Genomic DNA, 23,740 nt, shown 5'->3' on the forward strand with positions numbered 1-23,740 from the left:
TGGCAAAATTATAGTATGGGGGAGATAATCCATGAATCGTACCATCATCGTCACCGACAGCACATCTGATATCCCGCCAGCAATGGCGGAAACGTATGGCATTGAGGTCGTCCCTTTGACCTTAATGTTCGGCGAAGAGGCTTTCCGGGACAATCTGGATATGACTCCGGAGCAGTTCTATGAGCGCCTTCCCCGCTCGTCACAGTTGCCGACTACTTCTCAACCTTCACCGGTTGAATACATGAATGTGTACCGTGATATTCTGGTACGTTATCCGGGAAGTCCTATTCTTTCGTTTCATATTTCTTCAGGACTGAGCGGTACGTACCAATCTGCACTTTTAGCTAAATCGATGTTGGAGGAAGAGGGAGAAGGAATCACAGTGGTTGATTCTCTCTCCGCTTCTTACGGTTTTGGATTTATGGTGGTGGAAGCCGCCAGATTGGCTGCAGAGGACAAGAGTCCAGAAGAGATTCTTGAAGCTGTAGAGAGTTTACGCCAATCGCGCAAGCTTTACTTCTTGGTAGATACACTTGAATATTTACAAAAAGGCGGGAGAATTGGAAAAGCCTCGGCCATTCTGGGAACGCTTCTTAATATTAAACCGATCCTGTCTATTGATGCAGAAGGAATAATTTATGCAGTGGAGAAAGTTAGAGGCCGTAAGAAGGCAATTGCCCGTATGATTGAACTGTTCAAGAAGGATATTCAAGGCGTAGACAAAATCAATGTGGCCGTGGGTCATACGGCTGAACCGGCTTCCGGTGAAGAGTTCTTGCAAGAGCTGTCAGGACACTTCACATTAGAAGAGAAAGTGCTGACGAACGTTGGCCCTGTCGTGGGTAGCCATGTCGGAAACGGTACGTTAGCTGTATTCATTTGGCCTGCAAAATGAGGGATGGATATGACACTGTCATTAAATCAAATTGAAGTAAAAAACATAACTGGCGTGAGTGCTCAAAAGCAAAGCGAGCTTCACGCCTTTGGCGTCTTTACGGTAAAGGATTTATTAGAATATTATCCGTTCCGTTACGAGGATTATCGACCACGATCGCTGAGTGAAATCAAACATGGGGATAAAGTGACTACAGAGGCTAAAGTGATCGGTATTCCTGTGCTGCAGCGTTTTGGAGGCAAATCACGACTAAGTTGTAAAATGGTTGCGGAGCCTTGGATGTTCACAGCAACATGGTTTAATCGTCATTACGTACGAGAGCAGCTTACTGTGGGGAGAGAAATTGTACTCACAGGTAAATGGGACCAGAAGCGAAATCAAATTACAGTGACGGATTATGAATTCCCCGATCGCGGGGAAGGGAAGACAGGAACACTGCAGCCTGTTTATTCTGTCGGTGGCAAGATCACGCAGTCTTGGATCCGGAAAAGCATTAATCAGGCACTTCAGCAATATGGAGATCTAATTCCCGAAATACTACCGCATTCTATTATGCGACAATATGATTTTATGCCCCGTAAACGGGCGATTGCTACCATTCATAGGCCAGAGGACACACGTGAAGGCCAGCAGGGACGCCGCAGGATGGTGTATGAGGAGTTATTTCTGTTCCAGTTGAAGATGCAGGCGTTCCGGGTACTCAATCGCGGTAGGATGGATGGTGTAGTTCATACTGTGGATAACGCAACCGTTCGTCAGTTTGTTCGCAGTTTACCTTTTGAGCTTACAGATGCTCAGAAACGTGTGGAGCTGGAGATTTTACATGACCTGCGATCGCCATATTGTATGAATCGTCTGCTTCAAGGTGATGTGGGTTCTGGTAAAACGGTGCTAGCGGCCGTGGCGCTTTTTGCTACCGTACGATCCGGTTTTCAGGGGGCGCTTATGGTGCCTACTGAGATATTAGCGGAGCAGCATATGCGCTCTCTCACAAAGATGTTTGAGCCGTTTGGGATTACGGTTGGGCTCTTGACGGGTAGTGTAACTGGACGGAAACGTAAAGAATTGCTAGCTTCTCTACAAATGGGGATGCTCGATATCGTTGTAGGTACGCATGCTTTGATTCAGGAGGATGTATTTTTCCGTGATCTGGGTCTCGTAGTAACGGACGAGCAGCATCGGTTTGGTGTAAACCAGAGAGGTGTATTGCGGCGTAAAGGATATAATCCGGACGTACTTACGATGACTGCAACGCCTATTCCGCGTACACTTGCGATCTCAGTTTTTGGAGATATGGATGTTTCTACTCTATCGGAAAGACCGAAAGGCCGAGTGCCAATAACCAGTTATTGGGTCAAGCATGATCTCATGGATCGTGTCTTGAATCTGATTAAGCGTGAAATAGAGCTGGGACGCCAAGCTTATCTAATCTGTCCGCTCATTGAAGAATCGGAAAAACTGGATGTGCAAAATGCAATTGATTTGCATATTCAGATGAGCCAAGCTTTTCCTAACTATAAAGTTGGTCTCTTGCATGGGAAAATGTCTCCTGCTGAAAAAGATGAAGTGATGAGAGCATTCTATAACAATGAATTGCAGCTCCTAGTGTCTACAACAGTTGTAGAGGTGGGCGTAGACGTCCCTAATGCCACGCTGATGATTATTATGGATGCAGACCGGTTCGGATTATCTCAGCTACACCAGCTGCGTGGACGGGTTGGTAGAGGGCAGCATGCCTCTTATTGCGTACTGGTAGCTGATCCGAAATCTGAAATCGGGCGTGAACGAATGACTGCGATGACCGATACAGATGATGGATTTGAGATTTCTCGGAGAGATTTGGAGCTGCGAGGTCCTGGTGACTTTTTTGGAACTAAGCAGAGTGGATTACCAGAGTTCCGCCTTGCGGATATGACGGCTGATTTTGAAGTGCTGGAGCAGGCGCGTGATGATGTGGCTGAACTGCTTAAGGATGAGAAGTTCTGGACATCTCCTGAATATGCTCCGCTACGGCTTTATTTACAAGGTGAGCAAATATTCCAAGGGGAATTAATTGACTAAGTAGGCACATCTAGCACCTCAGCCTCATATACTGTGAAAGATTGGATATGACGGGAGGTGCTACACTTGGGTTATCAACAATTCGGAATTAGCCCTCAGCTCGTGGAACGCATCAAGCTGAAGATGAAAAATTCGACTGTCAAAGATCGTATCAAAAATATGATTAACGGCATCTCGAAACAGGAGTTACAGGACCCGGCGGTTGTCCGCAGGCTGGTACGGAATGCGTCAGGTGTACTGAGCGAGAAATTGACCTCGACGCAGGAAGACCAAATTGTGAAATTTATAATCGCTCAGAAAATTGATCCGAACAACACCTTCCATTTGATCCGTTTGTGGGGAATGTTCCGTTAGGAAAGTCACTAACGAGTATAGGGTGGATTTGAGGTTGATCCCCAGCTTACTAAAGGAGGAGAAGCTGTCTCAAAAGTAGTGAATGCTACTTATGGGCAGTTTCTTTTTTTGCTGCTAAAGTCTTGAGAGTAATTAGGGAAAAGCTCCCTGAAATTAGCCGATAATTGCTCAAAATGAATTAAATCAGGGAATTTCTCCCTATAAATCGGAGTAATATCTATAAATATCACCAAATTAGGTGAATTATAGGGAGGAATTCCCTAATTATTGATCTGGTGAGCAATAATGGCTGAATTATAGGGAGATTTTCCCTAATTGTATATGAGAACCCGATCCGGTATCCAACCCAGCCTAAAACATAAAAAGAAGCGCTTCTCAGGTTATTGGGAAGCGCTTCTTCACTTACGCGGCTCTTAGAATAATAAAGGCTGTCTTCGAACAAAGAAGATAAACTTATCGAATAGCTCTATATGTTATTAGTGCTGGTTAACCTGTCTTTGATCAACAGTAGCTGATTTGAATACAATTTGGCTGTCGGGATCACAATCAAGGACGATCGTCCGCAACTGATGTTCTTCCATTCTGTTGATCAGACAGAATAATGTACTAAACTCTCCATTTTCCCCTGAGCCTTCAGCAAGCCCAACTTCTCGACCTAGTGAAGCTTCGAGCGCTTCTTGGATATCCATACAACGACTGCTGGTAATCCATGCAGCGCGAGAAGCGGATAACCCTCGGAGTGAGAATCTCACACCTTCGAAGGCTAATAAGTAAGCCAGAATGGAGTACATTGCTTGCTCCCAGCCAAATAAGGTGCCTGCAATAAGCAAGATAGCACAGTTCAGAATCATGATGACGATTTCGGTTGACTTTGGCGGTCCGCCGCTCAGAAGTGAATATCCTTGGTCACTGGCATGTTTGTTCAAACCACCGAATCGGACAGATATTCCGATACCAAGCCCTAAACAGATCCCGCCTGCCATTGCAGCAGGTAAAGGATCGCTAATGACTGCAGGAAAACGGTGTAGAGCAAGTGAAGCAATGGTCAAGCAAGTTAATCCTAGAACGGTATACAGCGCAAAGCGAACATTCACTTGCTTTCGAGACATAAATATAAAAGGGAGATTGAATAGAAACAGAAACAATCCAAGCCGCATTTCAGTGGTATGAGCGAATAATGCTGATAAACCTGTGATTCCTCCAACCACAAGCCCATGTGGTATAAGAAATAACTCTAATCCTACAGCGGCAAGTAGTGCTCCCGCAATAACAGTGAGAACTCGTAATATAGAATTGTTACGTAGCTGTTGATGTTGCTTTGTCTTGATTTTCAATTTTTTCCCTCCTTTAACAGGGGAAACAACTTTATTCATGTATGCATGCTACGTCAGTCTTTTTGGACATTTTTGCAGCATATCGTTTCTCGAATTTGAATAATATATCCAATATTTTATAATCCATTTAGATTCCTTCGTTAGAAGGGGTCCGAAGATAAAGGATGAAGCACTCGGGCTGAGACCGGCACTGCGTCCGGTTAACACGCCTGCGACAAAGTTCCTGATTAGTGTAACAATGACTGCTGCGAGAGAGAAACAGAGCGCCTCAACACCCAAGGTGAGTGGATCTATTGTCAGTCCGAAGCTAAAGAAGAAGATAGCCCCAGAGAAATCACAATAAATGTAGTCGTTTAATATTCACGAAATGAGAAGTGAATTTTAGCACGTACAGCCGCAGTCGAAGCATGAATTTATAAATTACCGGACGAAATATAATTGAAAGTAAAGGGAGCATTGCGGTTAATGCTATGGAGCGCTGTCCCCACTGTTCAATTATTTTGATAGCTCCAATTTGTGGAATGATTTTGGGAGTTGTCCGCACAGGAGGTATAGATTTGCGTTCATAGTGTTCAATTTCAGGAGTTGTATGTTCTTGTTTTGTAGTCGTTAAGCTTCCAGACCAAGTTATTGGAAATGAGGAAATCAAACCCAAAACTAAAAAGATCCGAAGAAGCCAAAGTAAGGACATACGCGCTATATATTGCACTAAAATAACACCTCCCAACTGTATGTAGTATAAAAAGCATAACATACCTTTTTACATGAATCCAAATTTTTTTGTGAAAAATATTCTTTGAAAGGTAAAGAAAATAAGAAACTGACGGGGATAATTGAAGTAATTCGCAGTAAATATATCTTTTATTATCAAGTTTAAGTCAGCAGGGATAAATTTGAGCAAATCGCGCGATTTTAACGGTTTTTTCTAGCGCAGTCCTATATGATCATTCTATTCGAAAAATGCATCGATTTGTGAGCAGCGACCAGTTATTTTGTTACGTTCCAGTTTGATGATCGCAATCGTTTGGAGCTACATGTAATAGAGCTTGAAGTCTGAACAACCGAATTTCTAAAATTGTACATAACGTTCTAGAATCACCATGCCTTTTTTGGGTAAGACTCATATGAGAGGTTTTACCAGAATCTCAATCCCGGAAGGAGGCAATGGTCTTGAATTCAAATGAAACAAAATCGCAGGGGCAGGTTCCTTTTCATACACTGAGCGAGGAAGAAGTGCTCAAAAGGCTGGAAACTCGGAAAGATGGCTTGTCTTCCGGTGAAGCCGCTAAACTTCAGGAGAAGTATGGGAAGAACGTACTTCAAGAGGCAAAGACCAAATCACTGTTAGGAAAATTTATTGAGCAATTTAAAAATGTCATGATCTTTATTTTGCTCGTGGCAGCTGTATTGTCTGGGATTTTGGGAGAATGGACAGATACAATCATTATTTTGTTAGTAGTAGTCCTGAATGCGGTGCTTGGCGTTATTCAGGAAAATAAAGCAGAGCAAGCTTTAGATGCCCTAAAAAGTATGTCCTCTCCGCATGCCAGGGTGCGGCGTGGAGGTCAGGTTTCTGAGATTAAAAGTGAGGACCTCGTGCCAGGGGATATCGTATTGCTCGAAGCTGGAAACGTGGTTCCGGCAGATATTAGGCTGTTAGAAGCTGCTTCTTTGAAAACAGAGGAGGCCGCATTAACCGGAGAATCATTACCTTCAGAAAAAAAGGTAGGTGTGCTTGAGGGAAGCGATATTGTTATCGGGGATCGTACCAATATGGCTTATATGAGCAGTAATGTAACTTACGGTAGAGCGGTTGGTGTAGTCACATCTACAGGAATGCAGACTGAAGTCGGCAGAATCGCCGGATTTATCTCGGAAGAAGAGAATGATGTCACACCGCTGCAAAAGAAACTGGACGAACTAGGAAAATATTTTACTTTTATTATTCTTGGTGTTTGTGTAGTCATCTTTGCCGTCGGTATATTTGAGGGTAGAGAACTGCTGGATATGCTTCTCACCTCAATCTCACTTGCAGTAGCGGCGATTCCTGAAGGGCTGCCAGCCATTGTCACCATTATCTTAGCACTCGGAGTGCAGCGGATGGCTAAACGTAAAGCGATCATTCGCAAGCTCCCCGCTGTAGAGACGCTTGGAAGCACCGAAATTATATGTTCTGACAAGACCGGAACATTGACACTGAACAAGATGACTGTCGAAAAAGTGCATGTCAATGGAACTACGAAAGAAGCTGCAGAAGGGCTTGAGGGGACGCCAGGCGGCGAACTTCTGCTTCAGGCCATGACGCTTTGTAATGATTCCAGTATTGACGAAGGGAAGTCTCCTAAGGATTCTGGAGGGAATGAAGGAGCCAAGGACCCGCAAACCAAGAGTGGTAAAGCGATTATTGGCGATCCCACAGAAACTGCATTAGTGGACTACGCACTCAGTGTTGGTACTGACAAAAGGGATTTAGAAAAGAAATTCCCGCGTAAAAACGAACTACCATTTGACTCCGATCGGAAGTTGATGACGACGATTCATGAAGTTGAAAATGGACGTTATCGTGTATTAACGAAAGGTGCTCCAGATGTACTTTTATCCAAATGCAGCCATATCTTTGTGGATGGAGAAATCGTCCCTTTTAAAGAGGAACATTCACGACAAATCATGGAAAGTAATAAAATGCTTGCGAACGATGCACTCCGGGTTTTGGCATTTGCTTACAGAGATGAAGAGCAGCTACCGTCCAATATCTCACCGGATACTACAGAGAAAGAACTAGTATTTATCGGTTTAGTCGGTATGATTGATCCGCCGCGTGAGGAAGTGCGGGATGCGGTAGCCATCTGTCGAAAAGCAGGGATAAGACCTGTAATGATTACAGGAGATCATCGAGATACAGCAGCGGCCATAGCCAAAAGATTAGGGATTATCGAAGATGAAACAGGTGTATTAACTGGTAGTGAGCTGGATAAATTTAGTGAAGAGGAATTTGCTGAGAAAGTCACTGATTATTCGGTTTATGCACGGGTATCTCCTGAACATAAAGTTCGGATTGTGAAGGCGTGGAGGAAAAAAGAAAAGATTGTTGCCATGACTGGTGATGGAGTGAATGATGCTCCTGCGCTTAAGTCATCAGATATCGGTGTGGGAATGGGAATCACAGGAACAGATGTGGCTAAGGGCGTCTCTGACATGGTGCTCGCAGATGATAACTTCACGACCATAGTTGTTGCTGTTGAAGAAGGACGGAAAGTATATAGCAATATCCGTAAGGCAATCCAGTTCCTGCTCTCTGCCAATCTTGGTGAGGTTCTTACGCTATTCATTGCGACAATGATCGGTTGGCGTATTCTCGAGCCGATTCATATCCTGTGGATTAATCTTGTTACTGACACCCTGCCTGCGCTTGCCCTAGGGCTTGAAAAAGCGGGGGACGATCTGATGTCAAAAAAACCACGAAAAGCCAGCAGCAGTATCTTTGCTGGTGGTGTGGGAATCGGGATTATCTACCAGGGTATATTAGAGGCTGCGCTTACACTGTTCGTGTACCAATGGGCACATACGCATTACAATGAGGGAATTGCGGTTACGATGGCATTCGCCACATTAGGATTACTGCAAATCTCTCATGCGTTTAACGTCAGATCCAATACGAAATCGTTGTTTCAGATAGGCTGGTTCAGCAACCGGTATATGCTGTGGGCATCACTGATCTCTACATTAATGTTGGTGCTGGTAATCATCATCCCTGGACTGAATGATTGGTTTGGTGTCTCGCATTTAAGCGGATCACAGTGGGGAATCGTAGTTGCTGCAGCATTGGCGATTATATTGATCGTAGAGCTTGTAAAACTGTTTGTACGTTTAAGCGGTAGAGGCAAGAACTGGGACTAAAAATTCCACTTTTTGTTGCAACAAAGAAAGCCTGAACCCTCCAGAACGGAGGATTCAGGCTTTCTCAATATGTGGCCTTTTGGCTGTAAATGTGGATTACAGAATGCGCTGCATATGCAGGATTACGTTGCTCCAATACCCTGAGTCGAGCTCACTGATCTGAACCCCGGGATCTCCCCATGTGTGAATGAATTTCCCATCCCCAATGTAAATACCGACATGCCCAGGGATAGCGTCACTTTCAAAGCGACCTGGGACAGTGAAGAAGATCAGATCGCCCACATCTAGCGCACTGCGTTGAACGCGATTACCTAAATTATCTTGATCCTTGGCTAGGCGTGGTAAGTTTACTCCGAATTTTTTGAATACATGCCTTGTAAAAGAAGAGCAATCAAATTTCTTGGTTTCTTCATAAGGTCCGGTGCCGAATTCATAAGGCACACCCAAGAATTTTTTGGCAAAAGAAACTAATTCCTTCTTGTCAGCTTCAGAAATACTTTGGATGCGAATGGGTTTAGATCCATTCTTTGTTTTAGCAGATGGTGATTTTATAATACTTTCATGATCGGTCGGTGTGGCAATGTTGATTTCCCCAGACTGTGGATTCCAACCCACTTCTGTTTGAAGAAATTTAGATAATGCTAAAGGTGTGATATAGATTTGTCCTTCTTGTCGTCTAGGTGCCTGCGGTAGCGTGATTTTTTCACCTAAGGAGAAGACCTGAGTAGAGCCAGGACGTAGCATATACATAACATCACTGTAGCCAATCTTGGTGTATCCTCCATGAGTAGCATCATCTTTCATTCGATATCCGAGTGAAGCAATTGCAGGTTTGAGTGGAATCCAGTACTTTCCTTGAGCATCTGTGATGGAGGACTTTTCATAATAACTAGAGGCTTGCATGCCATCAGGTGTTACAGCGTTTATCTTGGGTTTTTGTGATTGTGATGAGTAACTACACGCAGTACTTGATAAAACAACAGCAAGCAATACAGTAGCAGTGGACAGTATTTTTTTGTGGTTACCAGGCATATGACACGCTCCATATTCAAACTGTAGGTTAAGTTTGTGCAGGGGACTTTTTTTTATGTAATGCGGCTCAAGGCAATCACTGTAAGACACAACCAAGTCCTTCCTATATTGGTGAGTAATGCGCTATGAAATTTGTAATCTATGGAAGTTGGATAAGTGATTGACGGATAAACAACCTCCATATAATATAGGTTTAATAGATTTCTATCATTATTGTGAGGTACGTGTAAGCTTATGCTTTAATGCTTTTATCGATAAAAGTGATAATGCTGAGTCGCTCACTTTGATGCACGCGTTAATATTCTAATGAAATGGGGTACTTTAATGAAAAAGAGAAACATTTTGGCGGGTTTAAGCTTATGCTTCATGCTGGTAGCTGCTGGCTGTGGTAACAATAATGCTGCAGTAGACTCAGGTAATGCAACAAACACCGGAAATAAGTCAACAAATGCAGGAGCCGCAGATTCTAAAACTTACAAAATCGCAATTTCGCAATATGTAGAACATCCGTCACTTGATGCTACACGCGAAGGAATTCTCGCTGCTTTGAAGGATGCTGGACTTGTTGAAGGAGAGAACTTGAAGGTTGATCTTGAGAATGCTCAAGCTGACCAAGCGAATAACTTGTCAATTGCTCAAAAGATTGCAGCAGACACGAATGATTTGGTATTGGCGATTGCGACACCTTCCGCTCAATCCGTTGTTCAAGCGCTCAGCAAATCAAGTAAGGATACTCCGATTCTGTTCGCAGCGGTGACTGATCCTATCGATGCAAAAATCGTTACTGATCTTGAGCATCCTGGTGGTAATGTTTCTGGTGTATCTGATACGAATCCTGAAGCTATCAATAGATTAATGCAATTCATCGCTACTCAATTTCCTAATGTGAAAAAGCTCGGCATTGTTATAAATGAAGGTGAACCGAATGCTGTAATTATGGCGGATATTGCCAAGAAAGAGCTGGATAAACATGGTATTGAACTTGTGAAGGCAGCTATCACGAATACTTCTGAAGTTAAGCAAGCTGCTGAGTCACTTGCTGGTCGTGTAGATGCATTCTACATTACTTTGGATAACACTGTAGTGAGTGCTGTGGATACCATTATTCAAACGGCTAATGATAAGAAAATTCCGTTCTTCTCCAGTGATCGAGATACCGTTGAAAAAGGCGCATTTGCTACCGTGGGCTTTAAATACTTCGATCATGGTTACCAAGTTGGACAAATGGCAGTGGATATTCTGAAAAATGGTAAAAAACCAGGAGATATGAAGGTTACAATGCAAGAAAAACTCGATCTTATCCTAAACCTCAAAGCTGCTGCTGCACAAGGCATAGAAGTAACAGATGCAATGAAAGCAGAAGTAGCCGATCAAGCTAACAATATTATTCAATAAGACATTATATTGGGGCGATTCCGTAAGGACGCCCCTTGCCGCTTGAAGGAGGAAAACTTCTATGTATGATTCAATGCTTGGGGCCGTGGAAATGGGTCTGCTTTACGCATTTATGGCTTTAGGGGTATATATTACTTTTCGCATTTTGGATTTTCCTGATTTGACTGTGGATGGTAGCTTTACTACAGGCGGTGCCATTGCCGCTGTTATGATTACTAATGGCTATGCACCGTGGTTGGCCACACTCGCTGCTATTGCTGGTGGGATGTTGGCAGGAATGTGTACGGGTCTACTACATACGAAAGGCAAGATTAATGGATTGTTATCCGGGATTCTAATGATGATTGCACTTTATTCCATTAATTTGCGAATATTTGGCGGTAAGCCTAACTGGTCACTTATGGGTGATACTACGTTGTTCTCGTCCATTAATCCACTTCTTGTTCTTCCTTTTGTTGTTTTATTTGTGAAAATCCTAATGGATTTATTCTTGCGTACAGATCTTGGGCTTGCTTTGAGGGCTACCGGAGATAATGCAAGAATGATCCGCAGTCTGGGTGTAAACACGGATAATACAACCATTCTCGGTGTCAGTCTATCTAATGGAATGGTGGCACTCTCGGGTGCGCTGATTACTCAGTATTCTACTTTTGCGGATTCCTCAATGGGCATAGGGATGATTGTTATCGGCTTAGCTTCGGTAATCATAGGTGAAGCTATTTTCGGGGCTGGAAATGTGTTCCGTGCAACTTTGGCAGTTGTTCTGGGATCTATTGTTTACCGAATCGTAGTTGCACTTGCTTTGTATGTTCCATGGTTGAGACCTTCGGATCTTAAACTGATCACAGCAATTATCGTTATTTTCGCACTTGTATTCCCATCGATTCAGCGTTTCTTGAAGCAGAAGAATTTAGCGCGCAAGCGTTCAGTGGAATTAGCTGAACAAGCGCTTAGCAGCAAGAGAGGAGGCACTATCGATGCTTAAGCTTGATAACGTATCTAAGCTGTTCAATCCTGGCACTCCGGATGAGAAGATTGCGCTGCTCGGTATTGATTTGGAGCTTCGCCCCGGCGATTTTGTCACCATTATTGGCAGCAACGGCGCAGGTAAATCTACACTGATGAATATCATTTCTGGTGTAATGAAGCCGGATCTCGGTTCAGTTAGCATTGAAGGGAATTCTATAAGCCATTTAGCAGAGTATCAGCGCAGTCGCTGGATCGGAAGGGTCTTTCAGGACCCTATGGCAGGTACGGCTCCACGGATGACGATTGAAGAGAATTTAGCGATGGCATATAAAAGAGGAAAGAACAGAGGATTATCCTTCGGTGTAAATACAGTGAGACGCGCGAAGTTTCGCGAGGAGTTAAGCCGGCTCGGGATCGGATTGGAGAACCGTCTACGGGCTAAGGTGGGGTTATTATCCGGCGGGGAAAGACAAGCGCTGAGTTTGCTAATGGCAACCTTCACCCAACCGCAGATTTTGCTACTAGATGAACATACAGCTGCACTTGATCCTTCTCGTGCGGAGCTGATAACTAAACTGACAGAGTCAATCGTCCGCGAGATGAAGCTGACTACACTTATGGTTACCCATAACATGGAGCAGGCAATTCGCCTTGGGAATCGTCTTATCATGATGGATAAGGGACGTATTATCCTTGATATTGACGAAACACGCAAACAGGATCTTACGGTAGAACGCTTACTGGGAGAATTTGAGGCCATCAGTGGTCATAAACTGGCAGATGATCGAATGGTGCTTGGTTAGTCTTTTGTAAATGTGACATAGGCTCATGATAAGGGCTTAAAGTGAAGTCTGACTTTGGATTTCACTTTAAGTCCTTTTTGTTGCAGTTTTTCCCAAATGCTTCAATATCATTTATGATAGGATAGAGTGATGATAAATATTACTTCCCATAATAAGGGTTTGGAGTGAATTGGAGGATGCTTATGTTTTGGAAAAATGTCAGCGCTTACAGAAGTTCGGGTATTTTTAATAAAATGATATTGATCATTTCCTTTTTACTGCTGTTGTCCTTTCTATTCTCTTTAACCGTCCTGCAGTATGTTTATCGAATTTATGACAAGCAAATCTATGAAAAGGCATCCGAAGTGCTGGGGATGTCATCGATCAGTATAGAAAGTACTTTAAGAGAGTTGGAACAACTTTCTTTTAACGTGGTCTCTGATGAGCAAATACAGGAATGCCTTCGTCAGTTGCAGGATGATCCTCAGCCGTATGAAAGACAGGTTCTACATAACAAGATCATTAACAGGTTAGTTGCCTTTGCAGGAGCTGAGAAATATGTCTATTCTATGATGCTGTTGGATACGAATGGCGGTGCTATGACCGCAGGAAATCGTGAGGGTGTATCACAGGATCTTCAGGATCAATTAAAACCTCTGGCTAAGGAAGCTGGGGGTAGCATAGTGTGGTATCCCCAAGGAAATAAAAATTCACTCTTGGCTGTTCGGCAGATTAAATCTTATACAGGGTCAACCTTTACGCTGGCCGATCTAGGGACGTTAGTTATCCGTATTCGAATTGATCGCATTATAGCCGATAGCACAAGTAATACTTCGGATGGCGATCAGTTGATTGTTGTTGATGCGATGTCAGGGCAGGCGGTTTATCCTCAAGCTCCAATATTACTGCCAACGGAGCTTAAAGAGGAAACGGAACGTTCTGAGCTCTATCGGACAGCCAAGTATGAAGAAGGAACTTATTTTATCACGAAGACTAAATCATCTTATATGGAATGGATGTATATCAATGCCACCCCATTCAATGAGATGTTCAAACATATTACTTTTGTTAAAAAACTGGTCGTCATCATTTTCGCGCTCATACTATTAATTGGACTGCTCTTAGGTTATCGATTAGCTCGAAGTATTGTTCGTCCGATTTCAAAGCTGACTAAAAAAATGAAACAAATCGAAAAAGGAGATCTGGATAATCTGGAGGAACAATCTCTAGGTGTAGTTTCGCAAACTGCGCAGGACGAAGTAAGTCAGCTTAACCGTACCTTTAAAATGATGATCCGCAGAATTAGAGAACTCATCGATGAGAATTACGCGAAGCAGCTCATTATTAGAGAGACCGAGCTTAAAGCGCTGCAGGCACAGATTAATCCGCATTTTTTATACAATACCCTTGAATCGATCAATTGGTTAGCGAAGATGAACAAGCAAGCGAAAATTTCTGAAATGGTTGAGGCTCTTGGGTACTTGTTCCGCAGTTCGATCGGTCTTAAAGACCCTTTGATTACGATTGAAAAAGAGCTTACTATCGTGCGTAATTATGTCATTATCCAAAAAACACGGTTTGACGATAGACTTGATTTCCGGATGGATTTTCCTGAGCATTTACATGATGCTTTAATACCGAAGCTGACACTTCAGCCATTGATCGAGAATGCGATCCGATATGCATTAGAACCTAATATTGAACCCTGTACTATTTCTATAACCGTGAGTGAGGAGGAGCATGGACTTGATATTCGTGTTAGTGATAATGGGCCGGGAATGAGTGCGGAGTTCATCAAAGATTTGCAGCAGGGTAGAGTCAAGACACGTGGCGAAGGCATCGGGTTAGCGAACATCGCAGAGCGTATTCAAATCGTGTTTGGTTCAGAATGGGGTACAGTGATTGAAAGTGAGCCAGGCCAAGGAACGATAATACATGTACGTATACCTTATTTAAAAGGAGTGCTAGAGAATGTATAAGTTACTGCTGGTTGATGATGAACGGTTGATACTAGAAGGCATATCGCAGGTAGTAGACTGGGCACAGGCAGGAACTGAGCTGGTGGGTACGGCGCGAAACGGGATAGAAGCCTTGGAGAAAATAGAGGAGCTTCGTCCTGACATAGTGATCACTGATATTTCTATGCCCGGTTTGGATGGATTAGGCTTGGTACAGAAATGTAGTGAACGATTTCCTGATTTGAAGTTCGTTATGTTGACGGGGTATAAGGATTTTGACTACGCCTGTATCGCTATGCAGCACGGCGTTAAACATTACTTGCTAAAGCCTTGCAACGAAAATCAAATTCATGATGCACTAATTGAACTGGTAGCAGAGCTCGATGAACTAAAGGGCCGGACAGATTTTGTAAATGACATGAAACAACGGTTTACCAAAGTCCTACCACATGTGAAGGAACAATTTTTGAAGGAATGGATCTCTAACAAAACATACGGAAGTCAAGATCTAGAGTACTATCAGGAGCTGCTAGGTATCGAATTAAATGACAAAATGGTGCGGTTGATCTTGTTCAGACTGGAAGGTTCTTATGAATATGAACAACTTTTTGCTTTGCAAAATATTGCACAGGATATGCTTCAAGAAACGCTACTTAGTACAAGGATCGGGGGATTTATTCTGATACTAATGGAAGTCAAAGGAGAGACCGCGCTGAATAGTACATTGCTTGAGCGAATTTCAGAAGTAAGGAAAATGTTCTACAAGTTTTACAAAGTGGATGTAACCATTGCGATTAGTGACGCGGACTTCATGATACATTCACGAAGATTGTATCGTCAGACCCTGCAGTACCTTAACCACTGTTTTTATATGGAAGAGGGAGGTCTGATCACAGGTAGTGATCTACCTAGTGATGAACTAAGCGGAAGAAATGATATCGAACTAGACGAAGAGCAAATCTGTCTGCTGATTAAGGCGGGCGAACAAAGTGCAGTAGAGTTAGAATTAGAGCGTTTATTTAACCTGCTTGCTGAACAGCGTGTGGATATAAATGTAACGCGATCTTATGTTTTGCAATTGTATTCTGCGATGATACGGTTAGCCGTCCCTGAAGAAAGAAATAACTTTACTTCAAGTATGGCAGAATTAGCGGAGATCAGGACCTTAGGCGGCCTTAAAGCCTATGTAAAAGATGCGGCGGTTCGTTTGACCGCGATGTACGATCGTCATTTCCGCTGTCGCCAATCCTTAATCGTAGATAAAATGTTCAAAATTATTGCGGATGATTACAAGAATGCGGAGCTGTCACTTAGCTCAGTCGCTGCTGAGATGTTATATATGAATCCTGATTATCTTGGAAAAATATTTAAGAAAATCACTGGGGAGAAGTTCTCTAATTACGTTACCAATTACCGGATTACTAAAGCATCGGAACACATTTTGCATAGTGGTGATGTAAGAGTATTTGAACTCGCTGAAATGTTCGGCTTTGGTGGGAATGCACAGTATTTCAGTCAAGTGTTCAAAAAAGTAACTGGGCAGACACCCACTGAATTTATGAAACCCTCACAAGGGAACTGATTATTGAACAAACAAGACGGTTTTTTGTATTCATAAATCACTAAATATTTGAGAAAATTTAACCATGAAAGCGCTACCTAAAGGGATCAGAGCCTTTACACTATTATAGGAAAAGGGGACATGAATTTGAAAAAGAGATTCGCTTTACTAGCCGTACCATTGTTGCTGTCATCTATATTAGCGGGTTGTGGTGGAGGTAACAACAATAACAGTGCTGCCGCTACGGACTCAGCTACAAATGCTCCTTCGGAAACGAAGCCTGCAGCTACGACCTCAGCAGAACCTGTAACCCTGCGTATTGCTTGGTGGGGTGGAGATACACGACATTCCTATACACAACAAGTGATTGATATGTATGAAGCCAAATACCCGAATGTAACGATTGAACCAGAATATGCGTCCTTTGATGATTACTGGAAAAAACTTGCTCCGCAAGCAGCAGCAAATAGACTTCCTGATATCGTTCAAATGGATATTTCTTATATTAATCAATATGGATCTAACGGACAGCTCGAAGATTTGAAGCCTTATTTGAACTCTCAGATACAAGTCGGCGATGTGAATGAGAACGTACTTAGTACCGGGGTGATCAATGAGAAGCAATATGGAATTCCACTAGGTGTTAACGTACTTGGTTTTCAATATGATTCAGAATTGCTAAAGAAGGCAGGAGTGGATTCTATTCCAGAGAACTGGACTTGGGATCAATACAAAGAAATCGCTGCGAAAGCTAAATCGGCTGGACTATACATCGACGGTTCCATGGCAGCTGACGTATTCTTCAACTATTATCTTCGCACAAAAGGGCTGGCGTTATATAACAATGATGGTTCAGCGCTTGGATATGAGGACGATGCTTTATTCACTGACTTTTTCGGAATGCTGTCTGGTTTAATTAAAGATGGTGCGGTTCCAACCCAAGACAAACTGAGCCAAAACAAAGGCGTTATCGAAGAGTCGGATATTGTTAAAGGCACAGGTATCGGTGTATGGCAATGGTCGAACCAATATGTTGCTTTGCAAATCGCTGTAAATCGTCCTATGGCACTGGCACAAATGCCTGGTCCAGATATGGAAAAAGGTCTTTACATGCAACCAAGTATGTACTGGTCGGTTACTTCTAATTCCAAAGTGAAGGAAGAAGCAGCGAAGTTCGTTGATTTCTGGATTAATGATCCTGAAGCCAATAACCTGATCAAAGGTGAACGTGGTGTGCCAATTTCAAGTAAGATTAAGGAATCTGTTTCTTCACAATTAACGGATTCTGGTAAACAAGTATTCAAGTTCGTTGCTGACATGGAGCCTACTACTTCTCCAATGAGTCCGCCAGTGGGATCGCCAGAGGTGGTAGCACTCCTTACAGACCTTGCTGAACAAATGAACTTCGGCAAAATTGACCCAGCAGCTGCAGCAGCGCAGTTCCGAAAAGAAGCGAACGCCATTCTCTCCAGCCGGTAGTAGTAAAGTAACAGATAGCTATACTGCGTCTAACATGGGAAACGGCATGCCATTTAGTTAGGCGGCAGCCCGTTTCCCTTATTATTCACATAAAAAGGAGTTGGAGACCCTTGGCATCCACGAATCCCCTTCCTTCGAATCCGCTGGCTTTTAAGAAAAAGAAGCTAACAGGCCGGAGTTTGCGAAGCAACCTTACAGGATATGCCTTCATCAGTCCGTTCGTCATTGGTTTTCTTTGCTTCACACTGATTCCGATGATCATTTCTCTTTATCTTTCTTTTACTAAATATAATTTATTCGCTCCACCTAAATGGATCGGATTTGATAACTACATCAAAATGTTCTCGAATGACCCGAAATATTTACATTCACTTAAGGTGACGCTGCTTTATGTATTTATTGGTGTGCCTTTACGGCTCACCTTTGCATTATTTGTGGCTATGATTCTAAATACAAAATCGCGTATGATCGGAGCCTATCGTACAACTTATTATTTACCTTCTATTATAGGTGGCAGTGTGGCGGTATCCATCATGTGGCGTAATATTTTTAGTGATACGGGAATTATTAATGGCATGCTCGGTTTTTTCGGCCTTGGTCCAGTAAGCTGGTTCGGTAATCCGAGCGCTGCGCTTATTATGTTGATCACCTTATCCGTGTGGCAGTTTGGTTCATCCATGTTGATTTTTCTGGCGGGTCTAAAAAATATTCCTGGTGAAATGTACGAGGCAGCTAGTGTAGATGGAGCAGGTTTTTTCAGAAAGTTTTTTAAGATTACAATGCCCCTCTTAAGCTCAGTTATTCTGTTCAATCTAGTCATGCAGACGATCAGTGCATTTATGACCTTTGTTCCAGCTTATATTATCTCTAAAGGTGAAGGCGGACCAATGGACGGTACGATGTTGTATTCTCTATATCTATTCCGTCAGGCCTTTATGTTTAATAACATGGGTTATGCTTCGGCTATGGCGTGGGTAATGTTGTTGCTAGTTGGCATCATGACCGGAATTTTGTTCAAGACATCCAAATCGTGGGTCTTCTACGAATCGGAAGGAGGAAAATAATCCATGGCGAAAATGAAACTGAAATGGCCGCTGTATCACATTCTTATCGGTGGCCTCGCTATCATTATGCTGTATCCGATTTTGTGGATGATCATGAGCTCTTTTAAAGAGAGCCGGCTTGTATTTGTTACCGCTCAGCAGCTTCTTCCCGATCCTTGGGTATGGGGGAATTATGCTAAAGGCTGGGAAGGGATTGCAGGATACTCCTTTGGTGTCTTTATAAAGAATTCATTAATTATCGTCGTTGTAGCCACTCTAGGAGCGGTGGTTTCTTCTTCACTGGTAGCCTTCGGATTTGCACGTAATAAGTTTGTAGGGCATGGCTTATGGTTCGGTATCATGATGATGACGCTTATGCTTCCTTCAGATGTAGTGCTTGTCCCGCAATATATTATCTATGCAAAATTGGAATGGCTCGATAGTATCAAGCCGATCGTGGTTCCACAGTTCTTCGGAGTTCCGTTCTTTATTTTCCTAATGCTGCAGTTTATTCGGACAATTCCTGTTGAACTTGACGAAGCGGCTACGATTGATGGTTGCGGGAAATTTGGTCTATACTTCAGAATCATTCTCCCACTCATCCGTCCATCTATGGCTACTGCAGCGATTTTTTCCTTCTATTGGCGCTGGGAAGACCTGCTTGGGCCAGTGTTGTACCTGAACTCTCCATCTAAATATACAGTTTCTATGGGACTAAAGATGTTCCTCGACAGTGAGTCCGTGTCCAACTGGGGACCAATGTTCGCCATGTCCGTTCTTAGCTTGGCACCCGTCATGATTATTTTCTTTATCTTCCAAAAGCAGATTGTAGAAGGAATCAGCACCAGTGGTTTGAAAGGATAATATCTCTAATGAAGAAAGGTGCGGCTGAATTTGGATAGCTATCATTTTGACTTTGGGATTAAAGATACAGAGCCTGGCTACACCAAAATTCGGCCGGATACAAGGTACTCTCCGGAGACGAGATTTGGGTTTACTTCAGACTCGACAGTATTCGGGCGCTCCAGAGGAGGATCGGATACATTACGAAGTGATTTCTGCATTCCGCAAAGAGCTGTCCTCCTATTGGATATTCCTGATGGGATTTACCGCATTTCTTTGTTACTCGGTGACGCTTTAGCAGATACCAGTACAGTAATTCGAGCAGGTGATGGTAAGTACGTATTAGATACTTTAAACGTCCCGGCAGGTCAATATGTACGAGAATCATTTGCGATGCGAATCATGGGTGGTCAGCTAAAGCTCACGCTCTCGGGTGCTGCACCTCGAATAAATGCAATGGACATTGAGCCTGATAACGAACCACTCGTGTTATATTTGGCCGGTGATTCTACGGTAACCGATCAAGGAGAAGCGGGTTATCCTTATGCTGGCTGGGGGCAGTTACTGCCACGCTGCTTCAAAGCAGGACTTGTTGTGGATAATCGGGCTATTTCTGGACGTAGCTCCAAGAGCTTTATTGAGGAAGGGCATTTGGATAATCTTGCCGCAGCTATCAGACCTAGAGATTATATGTTCATTCAATTTGGACATAACGATTCCAAGGGTGATGATCTAAGACACACCGACCCCTTTACTACATATAAAGAGTATTTGCTAAGGATGATTACAGTTGCTAAGGAAGCGGGAGCCTACCCGGTATTGGTGACCGCTGTACATAGGCGGAGATTTGATATTAATGAAGCAATCTTAGACACCCATGGGGACTATTTAGTAGCTATGCGGGAGCTCTCAGAGACTGAGCAGATCCCTCTGATCGATTTGGCAGAGAAGAGTCGTAAGCTTTTTGAAACCTATGGAGTGGAAGGAACGAAGGATCTGTTCATGTGGAGTTATCCCGGAGAATATATCTTGCATCCAGTTGGCGTACAGGACAATACGCATTTTCAGATTCTAGGTGCAAGACTTCTAGCTGAACTCATTATTGAAGGTATTCGTGAAGCCGGATTAAATGATCTCATGATTCATCTTCGGCAGGGAGAATAGACACGCCCTTAGGAAAAGTAAATATCTGTCGATTCAACTTCTGTATGCGAGGTTAAGGTTAGGGAAAGAACTTAACTGTAAGGCTTGCATGACAAGAAGGAGGATATTTAGACATGGCAGATAAGAAGCTGGAAGGCAAGGTAGCAATTGTAACAGGAGGAGGTTCCGGTATTGGACGAGCGACCGTGCTTGAGTTCGCTCGAAACGGGGCCAAAGTTGTATTACTAGATAGAACGGTTGAGAACGCAGAAAAGGTTAGAAAACAAGTTGAGAAAGAAGGCGGAGAAGCCCTCGTAATAGAATGCGACGTTGCTGAACCCCCGCAAGTGGAAGCAGCAATAAACAAGGCTGCCGCGAAATGGGGGCGTCTTGATATTGTTTTTGCTAACGCAGGGATCAATGGAGCCATGACGCCCATTGAAACGATGGATATTGATTCTTGGGATCAGACCATTCATATTAATTTGCGTGGAACCTTCGCGACTGTTAAATATGCGATACCGCATCTAAAAGATAGCGGGGGCAGCATCCTGATTAACAGCTCCATTAACGGAAACCGTGTATTTTCCAACGTCGGTTTTTCCGCATACAGTACGACAAAGGCAGGCCAGGTTGCTTTTATGAAAATGGCAGCATTAGAGCTGGCACAATTTCAAATTCGCGTAAATGCGATCTGTCCCGGCGCTATAAAAACCAATATAGATGACAACACTTTTCCATCTGAAGATCTCAAAGAGGTAAAGATCCCTGTTGAATTTCCAGAGGGGGATCAACCGTTGGAGGAAGGACCTGGGCGTCCTGATCAAGTTGCAAAGCTGGCACTTTTTCTGGCATCCGAGGATTCAGATCATATTACAGGAACTGAGATCTATTGTGACGGTGCAGAATCGTTGCTCCATGGTTAAATTTTCGTAAATCATCTCTTCCATCAAAACGGATTCTATCCTCTTTGTTATGCGGGATCAAATTGATCGAGTGCGCATATACATTGAGGATAGGAATGCCGTTTTTTGTTGTAAAATAAAGCTAATCTTTATCTTCGTTTTCCGTTATAATGGAGTATCTGTGGAGAAAGGAGAATGAACTATGGATTTTCATATTGAATCATTAATTAAGCTATTAGTGGCCATGCTGTTCGGGCTGTTCATCGGGATTGACCGACAGATCAAGCAGAAACCGCTGGGGATTCGGACCAGTATGGTCATTAGCATTGCCTCTTGTCTTGTAACAGTAGTGTCTATTCATGCCTTTGATAAGTTTGCAGGTCCAGAGCATCCGAATATGGATCCGATGCGCCTCGCTGCTCAAATTGTCAGTGGGATAGGGTTCTTGGGTGCTGGTGTTATCCTGCGTAGAGGCGGTGATGCGATATCAGGTCTGACCTCGGCAGCACTCATCTGGACAGCTTCGGGGATTGGTATTGCTGTGGGAGCAGGATTTTATATTGAAGCAGCATATGCGGTTATTCTTCTAATGTTTGCGGTGAATTTGGTTCCTCATTTAATTCGTTCTATTGGCCCTGAAGTGCTTAACAAGCATGAAGTTTCGGTGAGAATCATCATGGAAGCTAATTTTGTACTTACTGAAGTGATCCAAAAAATTGAGAGACCTCAGGTTAGTACTCAACGAAGTACTAGAAGTCCATCCCGGTCGATCCGCAGAATGAAAATTAAGGATTTAGAAGATGGAAGACAAATGATCGATATGGTGATCTCAGCACCGGATAAAGATTACGCAACAGAGATCTATTATGATGTGAAGAAAATTGATCATGTAATGAGCGTTGAAGTGGAACAGCTGTAAAAAAGGGCATGTCACGTCATGACCAGATGTGGTAATCTATCAAGTAGAGACAATTATCAGACACTGGAAGGGAGAACACATTAATATGTCTATCACAGCATATGAAGGACAATATAAAGGAGAAGCAGCCATCTGGTTGAAAGCTGGCCGTTATGAGGCAGCTTTACTACCAGGTATCGGTGGCAACTTGATCTGTTTCCGAGATACCGAAAACGGTTACCGTTTCTTGCATGAACCGGGAGCTGAGGAAATGGAAGCCTTCAAGGCAAGTCCAGGCATCCATGGTATTCCTGTATTATTTCCTCCGAATCGTTATGAAGATGGCAAATTCCCATGGAATGGTCAAACTTATCAACTACCAGTAAATGAAGTCGCAACGGGCAACCATTTACATGGATTTTTACATACGGCAGCTTGGGAAGTAGAAGAGTTCGGTAGTGGTAAGACCGAAAGCTTCGTAACCGTATTCATCAAGGTGGATGAGAATCATCCTTCTTATCAATACTTGCCGTTTAAATACACAATGAAACTGCGATACACCCTTGGTGAAGGTGGATTATCTCAACAGGTGCAAGTGCATAATGATGGAGATGAAGTGATGCCTTGCTTGCTGGCATTCCATACCGCGATTAATGCACCATTCGCACCAGGAAGCACACCACAAGATTATCTTGTGAAAGCTACGATCGGTAATCGCTGGGAACTGAATGACCGTATGCTGCCGACTGGTAAATTCCAAGAGCTGGAGCCGGGCGAAGCTCAGCTTCGTGATGAAGGTGTGAATCCTTATTTCGCACCGATGGACAACCATTATACGGCTGTAGCTCAGAACGGACGTAACCGGATGGAGCTTACCGACAGCAAAGCTGGAGTCACTTTAGTTTATGATGTAGGGACTTCGTACAAGCAGTGGATGATCTGGAATAATGGTGCTTCTGAACAATTCTTCTGTCCTGAGCCACAAATCAACTTGGTAAATGCGCCAATGGTGGATCTGCCGGCGGATGAGATCGGCTTGTTTAGCCTCAAACCAGGCGAATATTGGGAAGAAAGCAGCCGTCTGTACGTGAAATAGCATGATTGTGAATTATCATATGTGATAAAGAAAGGGCAGTCTAATCGTAGTTTTCTACTCTTAGACTGCCCTTTAACGTTTGAACTAGGAACAGG

General features: G+C 43.3%; 18 protein-coding genes. 16 read left to right on the plus strand and 2 right to left on the minus strand.

Features of this window, described 5'->3' with window-relative positions:
• The first annotated feature begins 31 nt into the window (after nucleotides 1-31).
• The 3 genes from NSU15_RS12585 to NSU15_RS12595 all read left to right on the plus strand — a co-directional run bounded on the left by NSU15_RS12585 (nucleotide 32) and on the right by NSU15_RS12595 (nucleotide 3,310).
• On the plus strand, nucleotides 32-895 hold the full coding sequence (locus NSU15_RS12585) for a DegV family protein (protein WP_042126899.1): 864 nt from the start codon (nucleotides 32-34) through the stop codon (nucleotides 893-895).
• Nucleotides 896-904: 9 nt separating this feature from the next.
• Nucleotides 905-2,956: an ATP-dependent DNA helicase RecG gene (recG, locus tag NSU15_RS12590; protein WP_339290669.1), complete on the plus strand. Its 2,052-nt coding sequence runs from the start codon at nucleotides 905-907 to the stop codon at nucleotides 2,954-2,956.
• Between the two features lie 66 nt (nucleotides 2,957-3,022).
• On the plus strand, nucleotides 3,023-3,310 hold the full coding sequence (locus tag NSU15_RS12595) for a stage VI sporulation protein F (RefSeq protein ID WP_042126904.1): 288 nt from the start codon (nucleotides 3,023-3,025) through the stop codon (nucleotides 3,308-3,310).
• Nucleotides 3,311-3,786: 476 nt separating this feature from the next.
• On the opposite strand, the gene NSU15_RS12600 is transcribed toward NSU15_RS12595, so the two are convergent.
• Nucleotides 3,787-4,644: a YitT family protein gene (locus NSU15_RS12600; protein ID WP_339290672.1), complete on the minus strand. Its 858-nt coding sequence runs from the start codon at nucleotides 4,642-4,644 to the stop codon at nucleotides 3,787-3,789.
• A gap of 1,170 nt (nucleotides 4,645-5,814) precedes the next feature.
• Between NSU15_RS12600 and NSU15_RS12605 the strand changes: the two genes are divergently transcribed.
• A complete protein-coding gene (locus tag NSU15_RS12605; protein ID WP_339290674.1) occupies nucleotides 5,815-8,541 on the plus strand; it encodes a calcium-translocating P-type ATPase, SERCA-type in 2,727 nt (908 codons plus the stop codon).
• 96 nt (nucleotides 8,542-8,637) lie between these two features.
• Here the strand turns inward: NSU15_RS12605 and NSU15_RS12610 are convergent, their stop codons facing one another.
• Nucleotides 8,638-9,573, minus strand: coding sequence for a C40 family peptidase (locus NSU15_RS12610; protein ID WP_042126914.1), 936 nt, complete (start codon nucleotides 9,571-9,573; stop codon nucleotides 8,638-8,640).
• 324 nt (nucleotides 9,574-9,897) lie between these two features.
• Between NSU15_RS12610 and NSU15_RS12615 the strand changes: the two genes are divergently transcribed.
• The 12 genes from NSU15_RS12615 (at nucleotide 9,898) to NSU15_RS12670 (ending at nucleotide 23,645) form a co-directional block, all read left to right on the plus strand.
• The gene (locus tag NSU15_RS12615; RefSeq protein ID WP_339290676.1) at nucleotides 9,898-10,968 is read left to right on the plus strand and encodes an ABC transporter substrate-binding protein; all 1,071 of its coding nucleotides are present in this window, start codon (nucleotides 9,898-9,900) and stop codon (nucleotides 10,966-10,968) included.
• A gap of 61 nt (nucleotides 10,969-11,029) precedes the next feature.
• On the plus strand, nucleotides 11,030-11,953 hold the full coding sequence (locus tag NSU15_RS12620) for an ABC transporter permease (RefSeq protein WP_042126916.1): 924 nt from the start codon (nucleotides 11,030-11,032) through the stop codon (nucleotides 11,951-11,953).
• Nucleotides 11,946-12,740, plus strand: coding sequence for an ABC transporter ATP-binding protein (locus NSU15_RS12625; protein WP_042126919.1), 795 nt, complete (start codon nucleotides 11,946-11,948; stop codon nucleotides 12,738-12,740). Before NSU15_RS12620 ends, NSU15_RS12625 begins: the two co-directional genes overlap by 8 nt.
• A 182-nt stretch (nucleotides 12,741-12,922) precedes the next feature.
• Nucleotides 12,923-14,698, plus strand: coding sequence for a sensor histidine kinase (locus tag NSU15_RS12630; RefSeq protein WP_081389742.1), 1,776 nt, complete (start codon nucleotides 12,923-12,925; stop codon nucleotides 14,696-14,698).
• Nucleotides 14,691-16,259: a response regulator gene (locus tag NSU15_RS12635; RefSeq protein WP_339290679.1), complete on the plus strand. Its 1,569-nt coding sequence runs from the start codon at nucleotides 14,691-14,693 to the stop codon at nucleotides 16,257-16,259. Before NSU15_RS12630 ends, NSU15_RS12635 begins: the two co-directional genes overlap by 8 nt.
• Nucleotides 16,260-16,379: 120 nt before the next feature.
• A complete protein-coding gene (locus NSU15_RS12640; protein ID WP_076117596.1) occupies nucleotides 16,380-17,717 on the plus strand; it encodes an extracellular solute-binding protein in 1,338 nt (445 codons plus the stop codon).
• Nucleotides 17,718-17,860: 143 nt separating this feature from the next.
• Nucleotides 17,861-18,781: a sugar ABC transporter permease gene (locus NSU15_RS12645; RefSeq protein ID WP_042132108.1), complete on the plus strand. Its 921-nt coding sequence runs from the start codon at nucleotides 17,861-17,863 to the stop codon at nucleotides 18,779-18,781.
• 3 nt (nucleotides 18,782-18,784) lie between these two features.
• Complete coding sequence (locus NSU15_RS12650; RefSeq protein WP_042126927.1) at nucleotides 18,785-19,624, plus strand: carbohydrate ABC transporter permease; 840 nt, start codon at nucleotides 18,785-18,787, stop codon at nucleotides 19,622-19,624.
• Between the two features lie 30 nt (nucleotides 19,625-19,654).
• Nucleotides 19,655-20,767, plus strand: a complete 1,113-nt coding sequence (locus NSU15_RS12655) for a rhamnogalacturonan acetylesterase (RefSeq protein WP_339290681.1) — start codon at nucleotides 19,655-19,657, stop codon at nucleotides 20,765-20,767.
• Nucleotides 20,768-20,880: 113 nt separating this feature from the next.
• Nucleotides 20,881-21,672 carry an SDR family NAD(P)-dependent oxidoreductase gene (locus NSU15_RS12660; protein ID WP_339290682.1) on the plus strand — a complete coding sequence of 264 codons (792 nt, stop codon included), beginning with the start codon at nucleotides 20,881-20,883 and terminating at the stop codon, nucleotides 21,670-21,672.
• Nucleotides 21,673-21,853: 181 nt separating this feature from the next.
• A complete protein-coding gene (locus tag NSU15_RS12665) occupies nucleotides 21,854-22,570 on the plus strand; it encodes an MgtC/SapB family protein (RefSeq protein WP_060622296.1) in 717 nt (238 codons plus the stop codon).
• Nucleotides 22,571-22,655: 85 nt separating this feature from the next.
• The gene (locus tag NSU15_RS12670) at nucleotides 22,656-23,645 is read left to right on the plus strand and encodes an aldose 1-epimerase (protein WP_339290685.1); all 990 of its coding nucleotides are present in this window, start codon (nucleotides 22,656-22,658) and stop codon (nucleotides 23,643-23,645) included.
• Nucleotides 23,646-23,740 lie beyond the last annotated feature (95 nt).

The organism is Paenibacillus sp. FSL E2-0201 (assembly GCF_037963325.1).
In the GTDB taxonomy this organism is placed as follows: domain Bacteria; phylum Bacillota; class Bacilli; order Paenibacillales; family Paenibacillaceae; genus Paenibacillus_AQ.

Excerpts from the sequence above, each read along its gene's own strand:
- NSU15_RS12585 (WP_042126899.1), top strand. The coding sequence starts at position 32 with ATGAATCGTACCATCATCGTCACCGACAGCACATCTGATATCCCGCCA.
- recG (WP_339290669.1), top strand. The coding sequence starts at position 905 with ATGACACTGTCATTAAATCAAATTGAAGTAAAAAACATAACTGGCGTG.
- NSU15_RS12610 (WP_042126914.1), bottom strand. The coding sequence starts at position 9,573 with ATGCCTGGTAACCACAAAAAAATACTGTCCACTGCTACTGTATTGCTT.
- NSU15_RS12615 (WP_339290676.1), top strand. The coding sequence starts at position 9,898 with ATGAAAAAGAGAAACATTTTGGCGGGTTTAAGCTTATGCTTCATGCTG.
- NSU15_RS12620 (WP_042126916.1), top strand. The coding sequence starts at position 11,030 with ATGTATGATTCAATGCTTGGGGCCGTGGAAATGGGTCTGCTTTACGCA.
- NSU15_RS12625 (WP_042126919.1), top strand. The coding sequence starts at position 11,946 with ATGCTTAAGCTTGATAACGTATCTAAGCTGTTCAATCCTGGCACTCCG.
- NSU15_RS12630 (WP_081389742.1), top strand. The coding sequence starts at position 12,923 with ATGTTTTGGAAAAATGTCAGCGCTTACAGAAGTTCGGGTATTTTTAAT.
- NSU15_RS12635 (WP_339290679.1), top strand. The coding sequence starts at position 14,691 with ATGTATAAGTTACTGCTGGTTGATGATGAACGGTTGATACTAGAAGGC.
- NSU15_RS12640 (WP_076117596.1), top strand. The coding sequence starts at position 16,380 with ATGAATTTGAAAAAGAGATTCGCTTTACTAGCCGTACCATTGTTGCTG.
- NSU15_RS12650 (WP_042126927.1), top strand. The coding sequence starts at position 18,785 with ATGGCGAAAATGAAACTGAAATGGCCGCTGTATCACATTCTTATCGGT.
- NSU15_RS12660 (WP_339290682.1), top strand. The coding sequence starts at position 20,881 with ATGGCAGATAAGAAGCTGGAAGGCAAGGTAGCAATTGTAACAGGAGGA.
- NSU15_RS12665 (WP_060622296.1), top strand. The coding sequence starts at position 21,854 with ATGGATTTTCATATTGAATCATTAATTAAGCTATTAGTGGCCATGCTG.
- NSU15_RS12670 (WP_339290685.1), top strand. The coding sequence starts at position 22,656 with ATGTCTATCACAGCATATGAAGGACAATATAAAGGAGAAGCAGCCATC.